Below are 16,550 nucleotides of genomic sequence, written 5' to 3'. Positions count from 1 at the left end.
AGGCTAGTTACCGTACGACGGAGGAGGCGTACGTAGTACCGGTCACGACTCGAATTTGTAGCCCAGCCCGCGCACCGTGACCAGGTGGGACGGGTTCGACGGATCCTTCTCCAGTTTGGAGCGGAGCCGCTTGACGTGGACGTCGAGCGTCTTGGTGTCGCCCACGTAGTCGGCGCCCCAGATGCGGTCGATCAGCTGACCCCGGGTGAGCACCCGGCCGGTGTTGCGGAGCAGCATCTCGAGCAGCTCGAACTCCTTCAGCGGCAGCCGGATCTCGGTCCCGCCGACCGTCACCACATGGCGTTCGACGTCCATCCGGACCGGGCCGGCTTCCAGCGTGTCCGGCAGCAGCTCGACGTCCTGGCCGCGGCGCAGGACGGCACGGATCCGGGCCAGCAGCTCGCGCGGGCTGTACGGCTTGGTGACGTAGTCGTCGGCGCCCAGTTCGAGTCCGACCACCTTGTCGACCTCGGTGTCCTTGGCGCTGACGATGATGACCGGGACGTTGCCCCGGCTGCGCAGCGCCCGGCACACCTCGGTCCCGGACAGGCCCGGCAACATCAGGTCCAGCAGGACGATGTCCGCGCCGGCCCGGTCGTACTCGTCCAGCGCGTCCGGTCCGGTCTCCGCGACGGCGACCTCGAACCCTTCCTTGCGCAGCACGTACGACAAGGCGTCGCTGTAGCTCTCTTCGTCTTCGACGACCAGCACTCGGGTCACGAAGCTGCCTCCTTTGCGGTGTGCTCTGACGGGGTAGGCGTCAGATCGAGGGCCGGCTCCTCCTGGATGGTGGAGTCGGTCGGTTGCCCGGTCGCGGGATCGAGCCGCAGCGGGAGTCTCACGGTGAAGGTCGAGCCCTGGCCCTGGACGCTCCAGACCCGCACGTCGCCGCCGTGGATCGAGGCGATGTGCTTGACGATCGAGAGGCCGAGCCCGGTCCCGCCGGTCTCCCGGCTGCGGGCCCGGTCAACCCGGTAGAAGCGTTCGAAGATGCGTTCCAGGTCGCTGCTCGGGATGCCCACGCCCTGGTCGCTGACGGTGATCTCGACCAGGTCCCCGATCGGGTGGGCGGCGACCGCGACGCGGGTGCCGTCCGGGCTGTAGTTGACCGCGTTCTCGACCAGGTTGCCGATCGCGATCGCGAGCTGGTCCTCACTGCCCATCACCTCGAGGGCGGGATCGGTCTTCACCACCAGGTTGATCTCGCGGTCCTCGGCGTCCACCCGGCAGCGGTCGACGGCCTGCTCGACCACGGCGCTGATGTCGACCGGGCCGGGATTCTCCAGCGGGTCGTCGCCCTGCAGCCGGGACAGCTCGATGATCTCCTTGACCAGCCGGGACAGCCTCGACGCCTCGATCCGCATCCGGCCGGAGAACCGCTGCACCGCGACGGGATCGTCGGAGGCCTCGGAGACCGCCTCGGCGAGCAGGATCAGCGCGCCGATCGGGGTCTTCAGCTCGTGGCTCACGTTCACGGTGAAGTCGCGCCGGATGGCGTCGATCCGGCGTTCCCTGGTCCGGTCCTCCACCAGCACCAGCACCAGCTGGCTGCCGAGCGGGGCGACCCGGGCACTCACGTACTGCGTGGCGCCGAGCCGGCCGCGGACGATTTCCAGGTCCCGCTGACGGATCTCGCCGTCCCGGCGGACCGCGCGGACCATCTCCAGCAACTCGTCGGCGACCAGCCGCTCGCCCCGGACGATGCCGAGCACGTGCGCCGGGGCGCTGGCCTGGAGCACCTGGTCCTCCGGGCCCATCACGACCGCCGACGAGCGCAGTACGGACAGAACGGTGGCGACTCCGGTCGGCACGATCGGCTCCGGCGAGACGGGGATCTTGTGCTGAGAACGCTCACTGAGCATCAAAGCACCGAATGAAAGCAGAGCCAGGGCCGCGCCGATGACGCCGCCCAGCACCGCAGCCAGCGTGGGGTCCACAGCTGCGATGCTACGCGGGCAACCAGGAGGGAAAGACCGAATGAGCACCGGATGACCGGAACGCGTCCTAACTGTTCATCGGCCGTTCACCACTCGTCGCCGACCGGCAACCTCGACGGCATACGGTCCACGGTGGGTGGGTACTGACTGGTGCCCCGGCCGGTCCCGCCCTCGGCGAGACCGGACACCACAGATCGGAAGCAGACAACGATGCGCGACACCTATCACGAGCAGCTCGACGACATCCTCGCCGAGCTCGAACGGATGACCCGGACGGTGTCGACCGCCGTACGCCGCTCCACCACCGCCCTGCTGGCGGCCGACATCCGGCAGGCCGAAGAGGTCATTGCCGCCGACATCCAACTGGACGCGGCCGGCGAAGGTGTCGAGGAGAAGGTCTTCGAACTGATGGCCCGGCAGGCGCCGGTCGCCAACGAGCTGCGGATGCTGGTCGCCGCGCTCCGGATGGTCGCCGACCTCGAGCGGATGGGCGACCTGGCCGCGCACGTGTCGAAGATCGCCCGGCTGCGCTACCCGGCCTCGGCCATCCCGGCCGAGCTGCACGCGGTGATCGAGGAGATGGGCGGCGTCGCGGGCCAGATGGTCGACTCCGCCGGTGACGTGATCAAGTCGCGCGACGTCAAGGCGGCCAACGCGCTGGAGGCCGTCGACGACGAGATGGACAAGCTGCGCAGCAACCAGTTCCGCCTGATGATGGACTCCAGTTGGCCGCACGGCGTCGAGGTAGCCGTAGACATCGCCCTCCTCGGCCGGTACTACGAGCGCATCGCCGACCACGCCGTCTCGATGGCCCGCCGAGTCGTCTACCTGGTCACCGGCGAACTCCCCGTAGCCGTCGGCGGCACAGCAGCCGGCTCCGGTGCAGGCGCCTCCACCCCTTCCCCGAACGGCAACAACAACTAACTACAGAACAGAAACTTTGCAGTTGGAGCAGGGGCCCTCGGCAACCACCAGGTTGCTGAGGGCCCTTGTGTACGAGCGATGGCGCCGACTCCTCAGACCGCGGCTGGAACCGCGTCGTTGGGGCGCGCGGGCACGAGACGGTTGCGAAGCCAGCTGACACCGGCTGCGGCCGGCCAGAGGCGGGTGGCCAGATTGCGGGCCACGATTCCCGTCCGACTGGCCGGAACCATCAAACCGGCAGCCACGGCGACATTGCCCTGCCTGGGATCGACCAGCTTGCGGTGCCTGGTCTCGTAGCGGGCGAACGCCGACGCGGGATCGCCAGGCGTCGCCGCCAACTCCTCCGCGAGCGTGTGGGCGCCCGCTAGCGCCAGCGTAGAGCCGTCGCCGAACAGGGAGACGGACGAAGCGGCATCGCCCAGGAGTGCGATCCGGGCGTTCGCCCAGCTGTCCAGCCGCACTTGGCTGACAGCGTCGAGCCAGATGTCTTCGGCAACCTGAGCCCGCTCCAGCAACTCGGGCACACGCCAGCCATCGCCCTCGTAGGCGTCGGTCAGGATCTGGCGGTGCTGCGCGAGGTCGCGGTGATCGAAACCCTTCACCGCCGGACTACGGAAGATGAATGCCGCCAGCGCCTGGCCCCGGACCGGGTGGACGGAGACCATCCGGCCAGGCGTGTTGAACAGGAGAACGTCCCGCTCACTCTCCGCAGGGCCGCCGAGCTGCATCGTCGCGACGTACAGACCCATGTGCCGCACGAAGTCCCGCTCCGCACCGAACGCCAGCCGGCGAACCATCGAGTGCAGTCCGTCGGCGCCGATCACCAGATCGAACCGGCGCGGGGCTGCGTTCTCGAAGGTCACGTCGACCCCCTCGGCGTCCTGGCTGAGCGCGGTGATGGTGTCGTCGAACAGGTACTCCGCGGAGTCCCGGCTCGCGTCGTACAGGACGCGGGCCAGGTCGGTGCGCGTCACCTCCACCTCCTGGCTACGGCCGGCTCGTTGCATGGCCCGCAGATTGACCCGGCCCACTTCGCGACCCCCGTCGTTGACGAAGCTCAACGCGGTCACCGAGGTGGCGGCCTGCCGGAGCTGCTCCATCACGCCCATCTGCTGGACCACTCGCACCGCCGGCCCGCGGACGTCCACCGGGTTGCCACTGGAGCGCAGTCCGGCCGAGCGCTCGACGACGGTCGGGCGGAATCCGTGCCGGGCCAGCCAGTACGCCAGCGTGGGTCCGCCGACCCCGGCACCGGAGATCAGAACAGTCTTGGTCGTCATCGGGGACTCCTTGCATCGCGGTTCGAGATTGCTGAGATTGGGATTGCTTGAGATTGGGACTGCCTGGGATTGAGATTGCTTGAGATTGAGACTGCTTGAGATTGAGATTGATTCACAGTTTATGACCAGATTTGAAATCTAGTCAACTGTTAATTAGCCATTGACCAGAACTCACGGCCGGTCATACGGTGATCACATGAGCGCGAACGCCGAACGACTCCGGGATCCGAACCAGCGGGCCGAGCGGGCCACCCGGATCCTCGACACGGCTGCGGACCTGCTGCTGCGGCACGGGTACCGGCGCGTGACCATCGACGATGTGGCCGCCGGGGCGGGCATCGGCAAAGGCACCGTCTACCTGCACTGGAAGACCCGCGAGCAACTCTTCGGCGCCGTCTTCGACCGCGAGGTCCTGACCGCGCTGGACGAGCTACGGCAGGCGCTGGAGAAGGATCCGGACGCGGCGCTGCTGCACCGGTTCGCTCAGATCTATTTCCTGGCGATCACGCGCCGGCCACTCTTGCGCGGGTTCCTGCTCACCGACCCCGAGCTGCTCGGCAAGCTGGCCGCGACCCGCGACAGCGGTCACGACGACCGGCACAGCAAGATGTCGCGCGAGTACTTCGAGCTGCTCGGCCACCACGAGTTGCTCCGCGACGACCTAAACCTCGAGCAGCTCGGCTACGCCTACCAGGCAACGTTCGAAGGGTTCCTGCGGGCGGAGACCTCGACGCCCGAAGGCGGTGCGGCAGACCATGCCGAGCTGCTCGCCCAGACAGTACGACGCGCCTTCGAGTCCGATCGGAAGCTCGGCGTGATCAAGCGCGAGGAGCTCGCGGCCGGGCTCACCGAGCTACTCACCGACCTGATCGCCGCAGACCGCGCCGAAGCCGGCATCCCCGCAGATTGACCGATCAGGAACGAACGAAGCCCTCGGCAACCACTTGGTTGCCGAGGGCGCCTTTTTCGCGACCAGAAGTCGGGACCTCGGACACCCCGCTGGGACCTCGGACAGGAAATATCTTGTCCCAGGTCCCCACTACTTGTCCTAGGTCCCAGAAGTCGCCGCGGAAGCGGAGGGGTGCGGGGGGGTGCGGGGGGTGTTAGCGGCCCTGGTTCTTCACTGCTTCGATGGCGGCTGCGGCTGCAGCTGGGTCGAGGTATTCGCCGCCCTTGGTCACGGGCTTGAAGTTGTCGTCGAGCTCGTAGTACAAGGGGACGCCCGTCGGGATGTTGAGGCCGACGACGGTCTGCTCGTCGAGGTCGTCGAGGTGCTTGACCAAGGCGCGCAGGGAGTTGCCGTGGGCGGTGACGAGGACGGTCTTGTTCGCGCGCAGGTCCGGGACGATCGCGTCGTACCAGTACGGGAGCATCCGCTCGACGACGTCGGCGAGGCATTCCGTTGCCGGCAGCAACTCGGGCGGCAGCCCGGCGTACCGGGGGTCGCCGGCCTGGTCGAACTCCGAGCCGCGCTCGATCGCCGGCGGCGGCGTGTCGTAGGAGCGGCGGAACAGCATGAACCGCTCCTCGCCGAGCTCGTCCAGGGTCTGCTTCTTGTCCTTGCCCTGCAGACCGCCGTAGTGGCGCTCGTTCAGCCGCCAGGACCGGCGTACGTCGATCCACTGCCGGCCGGCCTCTTCGAGGGCGATGTTCGCGGTGCGGATGGCGCGGCGCAGTACCGAGGTGTGCAGGACGTCCGGGAGCAGGTCGCGCTCCAGCAGCAACTGGCCGCCGCGGTGCGCTTCCTCGACACCCTGGGCGTTCAGGTCGACATCCACCCAGCCGGTGAACAGGTTCTTGGCGTTCCAGTCGCTGTGGCCGTGGCGGAGCAGGATCAGGCGATAGGTCATAGCCGCAGCCTACCGAGGCTCCAGCCAGCCCTTGAACGCGTCCAGATTCCGGGTCGATTCGCCGCGGGAGATCCGCCAGTCGTACTCCTTGCGGATCGAGGACGCGAAGCCCAGCTCGAGGATCGTGTTGAACGACGAGTCGGCGTACTCGAGCACGGCACCGAGCAGCCGGTCCACCTCGACCGGAGTGATCGCGTGCAGCGGCACCCGGCCGTCCAGGTGGATGTCGCCGAGGTGGTCCACCGCGAACGCGACGCCGTACATCTTCAGGTTCCGCTCCAGCAGCCAGCGGTAGACGGCCTCGTGGTTCTCATCGGGCCGCCGGGCCACGAAAGCGTGCACCTGCACCGCCTGATTACCCACGGTGAGCATCGTGGTGGTCTTCAGCTTCCGCTCACCCGGCAGCTCCGCGACGAACGCCCCCGGCGTCGCCTCGGTGAACTCCAGGTCGTTCTCGGTCAGCACCTGCCGGATCACGTCCGCGGCCGACACCCTCATCCAGTCACCTCCGCGGCCAGTTCCGCCGCCATCGTCTCCTGGGCCGTCCGGTACGCCGCCAGGGTCTTCTCCGCGGTCAGTTCCCAGCCGAAGCCGCGGGCATGCTTGACCGCCGCCTGGCTCATGTTCTCGCGGGTGACCGGATCCGTCGCGATCCGCCGCAGCGCGTCGGCGAAGTCGGTGATGTCGTGCCCAGGCACCAGCAGGCCGGTCACCCCGTCACTGACCGCCGTCGTCAACCCACCGACGGCCGCCGCGACGACCGGAGTCCCACACGCCTGGGCCTCCAGGGCGACCAGCCCGAAGGATTCGGAGTACGACGGGACGCAGACGACCGAGGCCGCCCGGTACCACTCAGCGAGCCCGGCGCCCGCGATCGGCTTCACGAACCGGGTGACGTCGTCGACCTTCAGTGCGCGAGCCAGCTCCGCGTGCGACTCGGGATGCTCCATCCCGTTGCCGGACGGGCCGCCGATGATCGCCACCACCAGCCGGTCCCGCAGCGACGGGTCCTGCTCGAGCATCCGGGCCGCCGCCTTGATCAGGATGTCCGGCGCCTTGAGTGGTTGGATCCGGCCGACGAAGGCGAGCACGATCGCGTCCTCCGGTACGCCCACCGCCCGGCGCGCCGCGGCCTGGTCGCCTGGCTTGAAGACCTCCAGATCGACGCCAGGGTTGACCACTCCGACCTTGGCCGGCTGCGCGGCGTACAGGCTGATCAGTTCGCGCGCCTCGTCCTCGGTGTTCGCGAGCAGCCGGTCCGCCGCCTCGACCACCTGCTCCTCACCGATCAACCGCGCGGGCGGCTCCGGTACGTCGTCCTCGGCGAGACTCGCGTTCTTCACCTTCGCCATCGTGTGCATGGTGTGCACGAGCGGCACGGCCCAGCGGTCGCGGGCGAGCAGGCCGACCTGGCCGGACAACCAGTAGTGCGAGTGGATCACGTCGTAGTACCCGGGCTCGCGGATCGCTTCGGCACGCAGTACGGCGCGGGCGAAAGTGCACAACTGGGCCGGGAGTTCGTTCTTGGACAGGCCTTCGTACGGACCGGCAGCCACGTTGCGGACTGTCACACCAGGCATCAGCTCGACTTTGGCAGGCAGCGCCGACGCGGTCGCCCGGGTGAACACGTCTATCTCGATCCCCAGCCCCGCCAGCCGTTTCGACAACTCCACCACGTAGACGTTCATCCCGCCGGCATCGCCGATCCCGGGCTGATCCAACGGGGAGGTGTGCAGGCTGATCATCGCGACCCGCCTCAGCGGGCGGTCGGCGGAGGGGTAAGTCACCTGGTCAGGGTAACTCCGCTCACTCCTCGACCCGCTGGCCGCCGACGCGGTCGGCAGACAGCTGCGGCTCGACGGTCGGAGCGGTCCAGCTGGCGAGCAGCCGGAGCGCGGACTCGGACTGGGTTCCGGCTTCGGCCGAGTAGGTGATGAGCGTCTGGTCGAGATCGCCGGGCATCACCAGCGACTCGTACTGCAACGTCAGCTCGCCGACCATCGGATGGACCATCCGCTTCACCCCGAAGCTCTTGTCCCGTACGTCGTGCCGGGCCCACTGCGTGCGGAACTCCTCGCTGCGGATCGACAGCTCCCCGATCAGCTCGGCCAGCTCGGGATCATCGGGATTGCGGCCGGCGTACAACCGCAGGTAGTCGACCGTCTCGGCCGCGATCGCCTCCCACTGCGGGTAGAAATCGCGGCAGGACTCGTCGAGGAAGACCAGTCTCGGCATGTTCCGCTCCTTGGCGGACAACGCCCCGAAGTCGACGATCAGCGCCGCCGCCAACGGGTTCCAGGCCAGCACGTCCATCCGGCGGCCGAGGATGAAGGCCGGTACGCCGTCGAGTGCCTTCAGCAACTGCTGCATGGCGGGACGGACCCGCTGCACCGTACGGCGTTGCTTCGGCCGGCGTACCGGTTTCGCCAGCCTTCGTAGGTGGTCCTGTTCATCCTCGGTCAGGCTGAGCACTCCGGCGACCGCGTCGAGGATCTCCTGCGAGACATTGTCCGTACGGCCTTGTTCCAGGCGCACGTAGTAGTCCGCGCTGACGCCTGCCGCTTGGGCGAGCTCCTCGCGGCGCAGACCGGGGACTCGCCGCCGGCCGTTGCCGAACACCTTCAGCCCGAGGTCCTCCGGACGGATCCGGGCCCTTCTGGACTTCAGGAATTCGGTCAGCTCCGCACGGCGATCCATGTCCCCCAGTATCCCAGCGGCAGGGTTACCAAGGGTGGTTCTGTCAGAACCAGGCTCCGCAGACCCCAGGGTGGAGAGACGTCTGGGTAACCCGTCGCGGCTGAACCAGGCTGAGGTCATCAACCGAATCCACCAGGAGCAAACGATGACCAGCACGATGCTTCAGCAGCAGAACCGCACCCTTCCCCTGACCGGCCGGAACGCGGTCGTCACCGGCGCCGCCAGCGGCATCGGCGAGGCCATCGCCGAGCGCCTCGCGGCCGATGGCGCCTCGGTCGCCCTGCTGTCCCGCCGGACCGACCGGCTCGACGATCTCGCCACCCGGATCACCGCGGCCGGCGGTACTGCGTTTGGTGTCGGTGTGGACGTCACTTCGCAGGATTCCGTGGATCGCGGCGTCGAGATGATCGCCGAGCGGCTCGGTCGGGTCGACCTGGTCGTGAACGCGGCCGGGGTGATGCTCGCTGCTCCGATCCAGGAGATCCGCGCCAACGACTGGTCCCGGATGATCGACACCAACCTGACCGGCGCACTGCGGTTGATCGGCGCCTTCACCCCGGATCTGATCGCGGCGGCGGCCGAGGGCCGTACGGCGGACCTGGTGAACATCTCGTCGATCGGCTCACACCTGGTCTTCCCCGGCTACGCCGTGTACGGCGCGACGAAGGCCGCGCTGACGCAACTCTCGAACGCTCTCCGCGCGGACCTCTCCCCGCTGGACGTCCGGGTCACCAACATCGAGCCCGGCCTGACCGAGTCCGAACTCGGCTCGCACCTGCTGCCGGAGCAGCAGGAGCTGCTGGCCGGCATGTTCGAAACGATCAGCCCGCTGACGTCCGCCGACATCGCCGACGTGCTCGCCTTCGCCGTCTCCCGCCGCCGCGAACTCAACCTCCGCAACATCATCACCCTCCCCACCCGCCAGGCCTGAGGCACCCACCTCAGCCCCCGTCCCGCAGTACGGGCGTGAGACGGAAGCTCCCCCGCCACCACGCCTGAACCTCAGCCCGCGCACCCACCTCAGCCCGCGTTCCGTAGTACGGGCGTGAGACGGGTGCTCGGGGTCGCGCGGGGATTTGTAAGACTCAGGACATGACCTCCTCTGCACGTCCAGTCGCCGTTGTCACCGGAGCCAGTAGCGGGATCGGCGCCGCTTCGGCCCGCCGGCTCGCCCGGGAAGGGTTCGAGGTGGTGTGCGCGGCCCGCCGGCTGGACCGGATCGAGGCACTGGCCAAGGAGATCAACGGTCGCGCGGTCCAGTGCGACGTCACCTCCGCCGAGGACGTCGCCGCCCTGGCCGCAGCCGTCGGCGACCGGGTCGACCTGCTGCTGAACAACGCGGGCGGCGCCTTCGGCTTCGAGCCGGTCTCCGAGGCCGACCTGGACGCTTGGCGCCGGATGTTCGAGGTGAACGTGATCGGCGTCGCCGCCGTCACCAAGTCGTTGCTCCCGGCCCTGATCGCGGCCGAGGGCCAGATCATGGTGATGGGATCGACGGCCGGCCAGGTCGCCTACGAAGGCGGCGGTGGGTACGCCGCGGCCAAGCACGCCGCCAAGGCCGTCGTCGACACCCTCCGGCTGGAGCTGTACGACCAGCCGGTCCGCGTCTGCGAGATCGCCCCCGGGATGGTGAAGAGCGAAGGCTTCGCCCTGACCCGCTTCGAAGGCGACCAGACCAAGGCCGACGCCGTGTACGCCGGGGTCGCCGAACCCCTCACCGCTGACGACATCGCCGACATCGTCGCCTGGGTCGCCACTCGCCCCGCCCACGTCAACATCGACCGGCTGACGGTCCGCCCCCGGGCACAGGCCGCCCAGCACAAGGTCCACCGCGTCCAGTAGTTACTTGGCTCGCAGCCGGGTTACCGGTGGTGAGGTGATCGGCAGTGATGCGAGGGGTTCTGGAAGGTCGTAGCCCGCGTACAACCGCCGGCGTACGGACTCCACCGGGAAGGTCTCCGGGTAGATCGCCATCTTCACCGTCACGCCCTCCAATGTTGCTCTGAGCAACATTTCCTCGACGGCCGGGTCGGGGGCGCCGCGGGCCGTGAAGATGGCGCGGATGACGTCTTCGACCTGGGACAAACGGGCGGACTTCGCAGCCTCGACCTCGGCGAAGACCGGGTGGGTGCCGGGCTGCATCATCAGTGAGATCGCCAGCCGCTGGATCGGCAGCGTGGACGCGGCCGCCAGCAGGCTTCCGTCGATGATGCCGGCGAGCCGTTCGTCCGCCGTACCGGTGAGTTCGAGCAGGCCCGCGATCCCGTCCAGCCAGCGGTCGAGCAGTTCCGCCGCGAGCTTGGTCTTGCCGGGGAAGTAATAGGTGACCAGCCCGCGAGACACGCCTGCTCGCTCCGTGACATCGGAGATGGAAGCGGCCTCGTAACCCTTCGTAGCGAAGACCTCCAGCGCGGCCGCGAGGATGCGTTCGCGGGACTTCTCCCGCAACTCCAGATTGGTGTTCGCCGAGCGCGGCAAAGCGATCGTGCCTTCCATCTCTGCCAGGAGGAACCCGGGAGGGCCGAGCAACCCCCCACGGACACTCGGCACTCCGGGGCAGGCTCCTGACGTCCCCGATGTGGCCGCCCACCGCGACCGCACTTATAGACTGTACGGACAGCGAACGAATGTCAAAGGCTCAACCGGTTTCGTGGACACCCTGTGTCACCGGTACCATGGACCGGCTGCGCCCTGCCTGTCGAGTGGCACGTAGATCCCTCGTAGCCACCGCCTGAATCCATCTGGCCGACGCCCCGCTGGCAGACGCCGTCGAAAAATGCTTGGAGCGCTTCCGCATGCCCCTCCGTAATGATCTGCGCAACGTGGCCATCGTGGCCCACGTCGACCACGGGAAGACCACCCTCGTCGACGCGATGCTGTGGCAGTCCGGCGCGTTCGGAGCCCACCAGCACGTCGACGAGCGAGCGATGGACTCCGGCGACCTGGAACGTGAGAAGGGCATCACGATCCTCGCCAAGAACACCGCCGTCCGGCACAAGATGGCCAACGGCGAGCAGATGACGCTGAACATCATCGACACCCCCGGCCACGCCGACTTCGGTGGTGAGGTCGAGCGCGGCCTGTCGATGGTCGACGCGATCGTGCTGCTGGTGGACGCTTCCGAGGGCCCGCTGCCGCAGACGCGCTTCGTACTGCGCAAGGCGCTCGCGCGCAACATGCCCGTCATCCTGGTCGTGAACAAGGTGGACCGTCCGGACGCCCGGATCGCCGAGGTCGTGGACGAGACCTACGAGCTGTTCCTTGACCTGCTGGACCACGACGCCGACCAGAGCGCCCTCGACTTCCCGGTCGTCTACGCCTCGGCCCGGGCCGGTCGCGCCTCGCTGAACCAGCCGGCCGACGGCGGGATGCCGGATTCCGACGACCTCGAGCCGCTGTTCGAGACCATCCTCGCGAACGTGCCGGCCCCGTCGTACACGGAAGGCGCGCCGCTGCAGGCGCACGTCACCAACCTGGACGCCTCGCCGTTCCTCGGCCGGCTCGCGCTGGTCCGGGTACACGAAGGCACCCTGAAGAAGGGCTCCCAGGTCGCGTGGTGCAAGCACGACGGCTCGATCCAGAAGGTCAAGATCACCGAACTGCTGGTCACCGAGGCGCTTGAGCGAGTGTCCGGCGAATCGGCCGGACCGGGTGACATCGTCGCGATCGCCGGTATCCCGGAGATCATGATCGGCGACACCCTGGCCGACCCGGACAACCCGAAGGCGCTGCCGTTCATCACCGTGGACGAGCCGGCCATCTCGATGACGATCGGTACGAACAGCTCGCCGCTGGCCGGCCGGGTCAAGGGCACCAAGGTCACCGCGCGTCTGGTGAAGGACCGGCTCGACCGCGAGCTCGTCGGCAACGTGTCGCTGAAGGTGCTGCCGACCGAGCGTCCGGACACCTGGGAGGTGCAGGGCCGTGGTGAGCTGGCGCTGGCCATCCTGGTCGAGCAGATGCGCCGCGAGGGCTACGAGCTGACCGTCGGCAAGCCGCAGGTGGTCGCCCGGGAGATCAACGGCAAGCGGCACGAGCCGGTCGAGCGGCTGACGATCGACTGCCCGGAGGAGTACCTCGGGACCGTCACCCAGCTGCTCGCGGTCCGCAAGGGCCGGATGGAGCAGATGACCAACCACGGCACCGGCTGGGTCCGGATGGAGTTCCTGGTGCCGGCGCGTGGCCTGATCGGCTTCCGCACCGAGTTCCTCACCGACACCCGCGGTACGGGTATCGCCCACCACGTGTTCGAGGGTTACGAGCCCTGGTTCGGCGAGCTACGCACCCGCCCGTCGGGTTCGCTGGTCTCGGACCGGACCGGTGTCACCACGACGTACGCGATGGTGAACCTGCAGGAGCGCGGCACGATGTTCTGCGAGCCGGGCACCGATGTCTACGAGGGCATGGTCATCGGCGAGAACTCGCGCGCCGACGACATGGACGTGAACATCACCCGTGAGAAGAAGATGACCAACGTCCGGTCGAACGCGGACGAGTTCGAGAAGCTGGTGCCGGCCCGCAAGCTGTCGCTCGAGCAGTCGCTGGAATTCTGCCGCGAGGACGAGTGTGTCGAGGTCACCCCGGACGCCGTCCGGATCCGTAAGCTCGCGCTGACTCAGGTCGAGCGCGCGAAGCTGGGCCGCAAGAGCAAGATCTGAGTCGGTCTGGTTGTCGGTGGGGCTCAGTAGTCTGAGCCCCACGTGGTGGTTGCTGACGTGGTTGCGGATCCGGCGGGGAGAAAGTTTCGGATCGTTACCAACCAAGCGGACCGCCACGACGTCTGTTCAGTTGGAAGTAACTCAGTTGGGGGAAGGAAAAGGGACATGAGTATTCTGCGTAAGCTCGGCGCCACCACGACGGCAGTCGCGATGTTGGGTGTGGGGGTCTTCACGGCCACCTCGGCGGACGCCGCCGCACCCGCCGCTCGGACCGCATCGGTTCAGGCGGTAGCGCCGAAGATTGCGCCCAAGGCTGTCGTCGCCACCACCGCGACGAAGTCTGCGGCAACGAACGTGCTCGTACCGGGCAAGCTGCGGCTGGACAAGCGCTGCATGACCGGCCGCATCATCTGCGTCAACAAGAAGACCCGCAAGGTCGTGTTCATGCTGAACGGCAAGCTGCAGGCCAGCGGCGACGCCCGCTTCGGCGCAGCGCGGACGCCGACCCGTAACGGCATGTTCAAGATCAACCGCAAGTCGAAGAACCACGTCTCCTCGCTGTACAAGTCGCCCATGCCCGACGCGATGTTCTTCAGCGGCGGCCAGGCGATCCACTACTCGAGCGACTTCAAGGCCCGCGGTTACAACGGCGCCTCGCACGGTTGCGTGAACATGCGCAACAGGACGGTCATCGACTACATCTTCAACCACGTGAAGGTCGGCGACAAGGTTCTGGTCTACAGCGCCTGATCCTCGATCTGCACTCCGTCGAACGCGGCGGCCGGTCCTACCGGTCGTCGCGTTTTTCGTTGTCCAGCGCCTCGGTGAACGCCTTGTACAGCCTGGGTTCCACCAGGCAGAAGGTCGCCTCCGCTACGCCTGTCGCAGTACCGAGCAAGGTCCGTACCGCGATGTCGGCCGCCGACTGCTTCGGCCAGCCGTAGATCCCAGCCGATACCGCCGGCAGCGTGATGCGCCGTACGCCGAGCTCGTCCGCGATCCGCAGCGCGTTGCGGTAGCCCGACTCCAGCAGGGCCGGATCCTGCTGGCCCGCGGTGTAGTTCGGCCCGACCACATGAATCACGTACTGCGCGGGGAGGTTGCCCGCCGTCGTCCAGCCGGCCTCGCCGGTACGGACCCCGTGCGGATACCGCTCGATGCACTCGGCCAGGATCGCCGGTCCGCCCGCACGATGGATCGCGCCGTCCACTCCACCTCCGCCGCGCAGGGCGTGGTGAGCCGCGTTCACGATCGCGTCCGTCGCGACGGTGGTGATGTCCGCGGTGCTGAGCACGATATCCATCGGCTCCTCCAGTTTGTGTGACAGGTCACGAACTGCTCACGAGAGGTGACCAGGTCGTGTTTTGCAACTTACGCTGGCTCCGCGACCGGGTCACAGTCCGGTTGCTGGCGTCCGCCCGGCGCCAACCAAGCGGGCTCCGAGTGCGTCCCAGTCTTTGTAGGGACAGATCGACCATGAGGGGTTCCGATGCGCTTGTTCCGTAAGGCCTTGGCCGTCCGCCACGTACTCGCCGCAGCCGTCGTCACGGCCGCGATTGCGGGCCTGGCCGGTTCCGGAACGATCGCGTCCGCGGCCCCCACCTCGACGACAGAACTCAAGACGGTGCCGTTCGAGGTGTCCGGCGAGCTGCCGATCTACCCGAAAGCCCTGTGGCGCAACGGTTCCAGCGGAGCCGACGTACGCAAGGTGGAAGCGCGCCTGGTCCAGCTGAAGCTGCTGGGCAAGCAGTACCAGGATGACTCGTTCGGGACGATGACCCGCTCCGCGGTGAAGAAGTTCCAGACCGCGAACGGAATACCGCCGATCGGCTACGTCGACCAGAACACCTGGACCAAGCTGACCGCGGCGACCCACGAGCCCACCCAGAAGGAACTCTTCCCGCCGGCTCCCGTGGTCGACGGCAAGAAGCTCGACCAGCGTTGCGCGACCGGCGTCGCCCTCTGCATCGACAAGTCCAGCCGCAAACTGCGCTACGTCGTCGACGGCGTCGTCAAGATGACGATGGACGTCCGCTTCGGCGCCAAGGCCACGGCGACCCGCGAAGGCGCCTTCTCGGTCGGCTGGAAGAGCATCGACCACGTCTCCAAGCTGTACGACTCGAAGATGCCGTACGCGATGTTCTTCAGCGGCGGCCAGGCCGTCCACTACTCCAGCGACTTCGCCGCCCGAGGCTACGCGGGCGCCTCCCACGGCTGCGTCAACGTCCGAGACCTGGCCAAGATCAAGTCCCTCTTCGCCCAGGTCCACGTAGGCGACAAGGTCATCGTCTACCGCTCGTAGGTAAAAGGCGCCCGCCTCGCCCCTCCTACGTCGCTCACTTGGCGTTGGCTCCCACCTGCCCTGGTCGCGGGCTCCTCCGTCGCCGGCTGGTAACGGCCACCCACGCGGCTCCAACGTCAGGCGCTGGTTGGTGCTGCCCCCTGGTTCGCCGCCACCTGGTTCCTGGGGTCCGGGTGGCCCGGGATCGGGTCCGCTGACGCGATGTTCGGCCGATAGCGCGCCATAAGTCCGGCAGCGGACGAAAAACCCGGCAGCTCGACTTCCCGAACCCGCCCTCGCCGAGCAGGCTAAGCAGCGTTCAACCAGTAGCACCTGACACACCGCGAAACCGGAGGCCCTTGTGCCTCATCAGGACCGCCATCGGCATGAGCGCCAAGGTGGATCGGAGGCCTGACCAGCCGAGTACCGCCTGGAAGTACGGGAAGAGGACTACGAAGATCCCAGCCTGTACGCCGAAGACGATCAGCAGCGAGACGGAACCGCTGGCCAGGCCACGCTCGCGGAACAGGCGGAGGTCGAGCAGCGGGGCGACCTGGCGCAATTCCCAAGCTACGAAGGCGAATCCGGCGGTGATGCCGACCGCGAGGCTGAGCAGGGTGAGGGGTTCGGTCCAGCCTCGCGAAGGTCCCTCGTGCAGGAAGAAGATGAGGCCGACCACAGCGACGACGGAAGTCAGCGAGCCGACGGTGTCGAAACGATGCGTTGCCTTCTCGATCGAGTTGGGGATCGAGCGCAGCGCCATGACGAGGGCCGCGACGACGAGCACGACCGGTAGTACGAACAGCCACCGCCAGGTCGCGACGTCGACCAGGACGGCCGATAGGTACATGCCCAGGAGTCCTCCGCCACCGGCGACACCGGTCCAGACGCCGATCGCCTTGGAGCGTTCGGCTTTCGGCTTT

17 protein-coding genes are annotated in these 16,550 nt (G+C 67.7%); 7 read left to right on the top strand and 10 right to left on the bottom strand.

Features of this window, described 5'->3' with window-relative positions; genetic code table 11:
* Positions 1–42 precede the first annotated feature (42 nt).
* Together F1D05_RS25255 and F1D05_RS25250 are read right to left on the bottom strand one after the other, a co-directional pair.
* Complete coding sequence (locus F1D05_RS25255; protein WP_185442982.1) at positions 43–720, bottom strand: response regulator transcription factor; 678 nt, start codon at positions 718–720, stop codon at positions 43–45.
* A complete protein-coding gene (locus F1D05_RS25250; RefSeq protein WP_185442980.1) occupies positions 717–1,937 on the bottom strand; it encodes a sensor histidine kinase in 1,221 nt (406 codons plus the stop codon). The genes F1D05_RS25255 and F1D05_RS25250 overlap by 4 nt, the downstream gene beginning before the upstream one ends.
* Positions 1,938–2,147: 210 nt before the next feature.
* Between F1D05_RS25250 and phoU the strand changes: the two genes are divergently transcribed.
* Positions 2,148–2,861: a phosphate signaling complex protein PhoU gene (gene phoU, locus F1D05_RS25245; RefSeq protein ID WP_185442978.1), complete on the top strand. Its 714-nt coding sequence runs from the start codon at positions 2,148–2,150 to the stop codon at positions 2,859–2,861.
* 92 nt (positions 2,862–2,953) lie between these two features.
* Here the strand turns inward: phoU and F1D05_RS25240 are convergent, their stop codons facing one another.
* Positions 2,954–4,141, bottom strand: a complete 1,188-nt coding sequence (locus F1D05_RS25240) for an FAD-dependent monooxygenase (protein ID WP_185442976.1) — start codon at positions 4,139–4,141, stop codon at positions 2,954–2,956.
* Between the two features lie 196 nt (positions 4,142–4,337).
* Between F1D05_RS25240 and F1D05_RS25235 the strand changes: the two genes are divergently transcribed.
* On the top strand, positions 4,338–5,051 hold the full coding sequence (locus tag F1D05_RS25235) for a TetR/AcrR family transcriptional regulator (RefSeq protein ID WP_185442974.1): 714 nt from the start codon (positions 4,338–4,340) through the stop codon (positions 5,049–5,051).
* Between the two features lie 193 nt (positions 5,052–5,244).
* Here the strand turns inward: F1D05_RS25235 and F1D05_RS25230 are convergent, their stop codons facing one another.
* Genes F1D05_RS25230 through F1D05_RS25215 form a run of 4 tightly spaced genes read right to left on the bottom strand, consistent with a single transcriptional unit; the run spans position 5,245 to position 8,688 of the window.
* On the bottom strand, positions 5,245–5,991 hold the full coding sequence (locus F1D05_RS25230) for a phosphoglyceromutase (protein ID WP_185442972.1): 747 nt from the start codon (positions 5,989–5,991) through the stop codon (positions 5,245–5,247).
* A gap of 9 nt (positions 5,992–6,000) precedes the next feature.
* Positions 6,001–6,489, bottom strand: a complete 489-nt coding sequence (locus F1D05_RS25225) for a YbjN domain-containing protein (protein WP_185442970.1) — start codon at positions 6,487–6,489, stop codon at positions 6,001–6,003.
* Positions 6,486–7,778: a D-inositol-3-phosphate glycosyltransferase gene (gene mshA, locus F1D05_RS25220; RefSeq protein WP_246485957.1), complete on the bottom strand. Its 1,293-nt coding sequence runs from the start codon at positions 7,776–7,778 to the stop codon at positions 6,486–6,488. Before mshA ends, F1D05_RS25225 begins: the two co-directional genes overlap by 4 nt.
* 19 nt (positions 7,779–7,797) lie before the next feature.
* Positions 7,798–8,688 carry a helix-turn-helix domain-containing protein gene (locus F1D05_RS25215; RefSeq protein ID WP_185442968.1) on the bottom strand — a complete coding sequence of 297 codons (891 nt, stop codon included), beginning with the start codon at positions 8,686–8,688 and terminating at the stop codon, positions 7,798–7,800.
* Positions 8,689–8,833: 145 nt separating this feature from the next.
* Here F1D05_RS25215 and F1D05_RS25210 point away from each other — a divergent pair, with 145 nt between their 5' ends.
* A complete protein-coding gene (locus F1D05_RS25210) occupies positions 8,834–9,619 on the top strand; it encodes an SDR family oxidoreductase (protein WP_206685823.1) in 786 nt (261 codons plus the stop codon).
* A 161-nt stretch (positions 9,620–9,780) separates the two neighbouring features.
* Positions 9,781–10,530, top strand: a complete 750-nt coding sequence (locus F1D05_RS25205) for an SDR family NAD(P)-dependent oxidoreductase (protein WP_185442967.1) — start codon at positions 9,781–9,783, stop codon at positions 10,528–10,530.
* Here the strand turns inward: F1D05_RS25205 and F1D05_RS25200 are convergent, their stop codons facing one another.
* A complete protein-coding gene (locus F1D05_RS25200) occupies positions 10,531–11,184 on the bottom strand; it encodes a TetR/AcrR family transcriptional regulator (RefSeq protein WP_246485956.1) in 654 nt (217 codons plus the stop codon).
* 299 nt (positions 11,185–11,483) lie between these two features.
* On the opposite strand from F1D05_RS25200, the gene typA reads away from it, so the two are divergent.
* Positions 11,484–13,346: a translational GTPase TypA gene (gene typA, locus F1D05_RS25195; RefSeq protein ID WP_185442965.1), complete on the top strand. Its 1,863-nt coding sequence runs from the start codon at positions 11,484–11,486 to the stop codon at positions 13,344–13,346.
* Between the two features lie 165 nt (positions 13,347–13,511).
* Positions 13,512–14,096, top strand: coding sequence for a L,D-transpeptidase (locus F1D05_RS25190; protein ID WP_185442963.1), 585 nt, complete (start codon positions 13,512–13,514; stop codon positions 14,094–14,096).
* Positions 14,097–14,133: 37 nt separating this feature from the next.
* On the opposite strand, the gene F1D05_RS25185 is transcribed toward F1D05_RS25190, so the two are convergent.
* On the bottom strand, positions 14,134–14,649 hold the full coding sequence (locus F1D05_RS25185) for an O-acetyl-ADP-ribose deacetylase (RefSeq protein ID WP_185442961.1): 516 nt from the start codon (positions 14,647–14,649) through the stop codon (positions 14,134–14,136).
* 186 nt (positions 14,650–14,835) lie between these two features.
* Here F1D05_RS25185 and F1D05_RS25180 point away from each other — a divergent pair, with 186 nt between their 5' ends.
* Positions 14,836–15,648: a L,D-transpeptidase family protein gene (locus F1D05_RS25180; protein WP_185442959.1), complete on the top strand. Its 813-nt coding sequence runs from the start codon at positions 14,836–14,838 to the stop codon at positions 15,646–15,648.
* A gap of 298 nt (positions 15,649–15,946) precedes the next feature.
* Here the strand turns inward: F1D05_RS25180 and F1D05_RS42170 are convergent, their stop codons facing one another.
* The gene (locus F1D05_RS42170; protein WP_281388990.1) at positions 15,947–16,522 is read right to left on the bottom strand and encodes a hypothetical protein; all 576 of its coding nucleotides are present in this window, start codon (positions 16,520–16,522) and stop codon (positions 15,947–15,949) included.
* Positions 16,523–16,550 lie beyond the last annotated feature (28 nt).

The organism is Kribbella qitaiheensis (assembly GCF_014217565.1).
GTDB lineage: Bacteria > Actinomycetota > Actinomycetes > Propionibacteriales > Kribbellaceae > Kribbella > Kribbella qitaiheensis_A.
The sequence above is the reverse complement of the archived record's forward strand: the minus strand, read 5'-3'. Positions and strand labels throughout refer to the sequence as shown.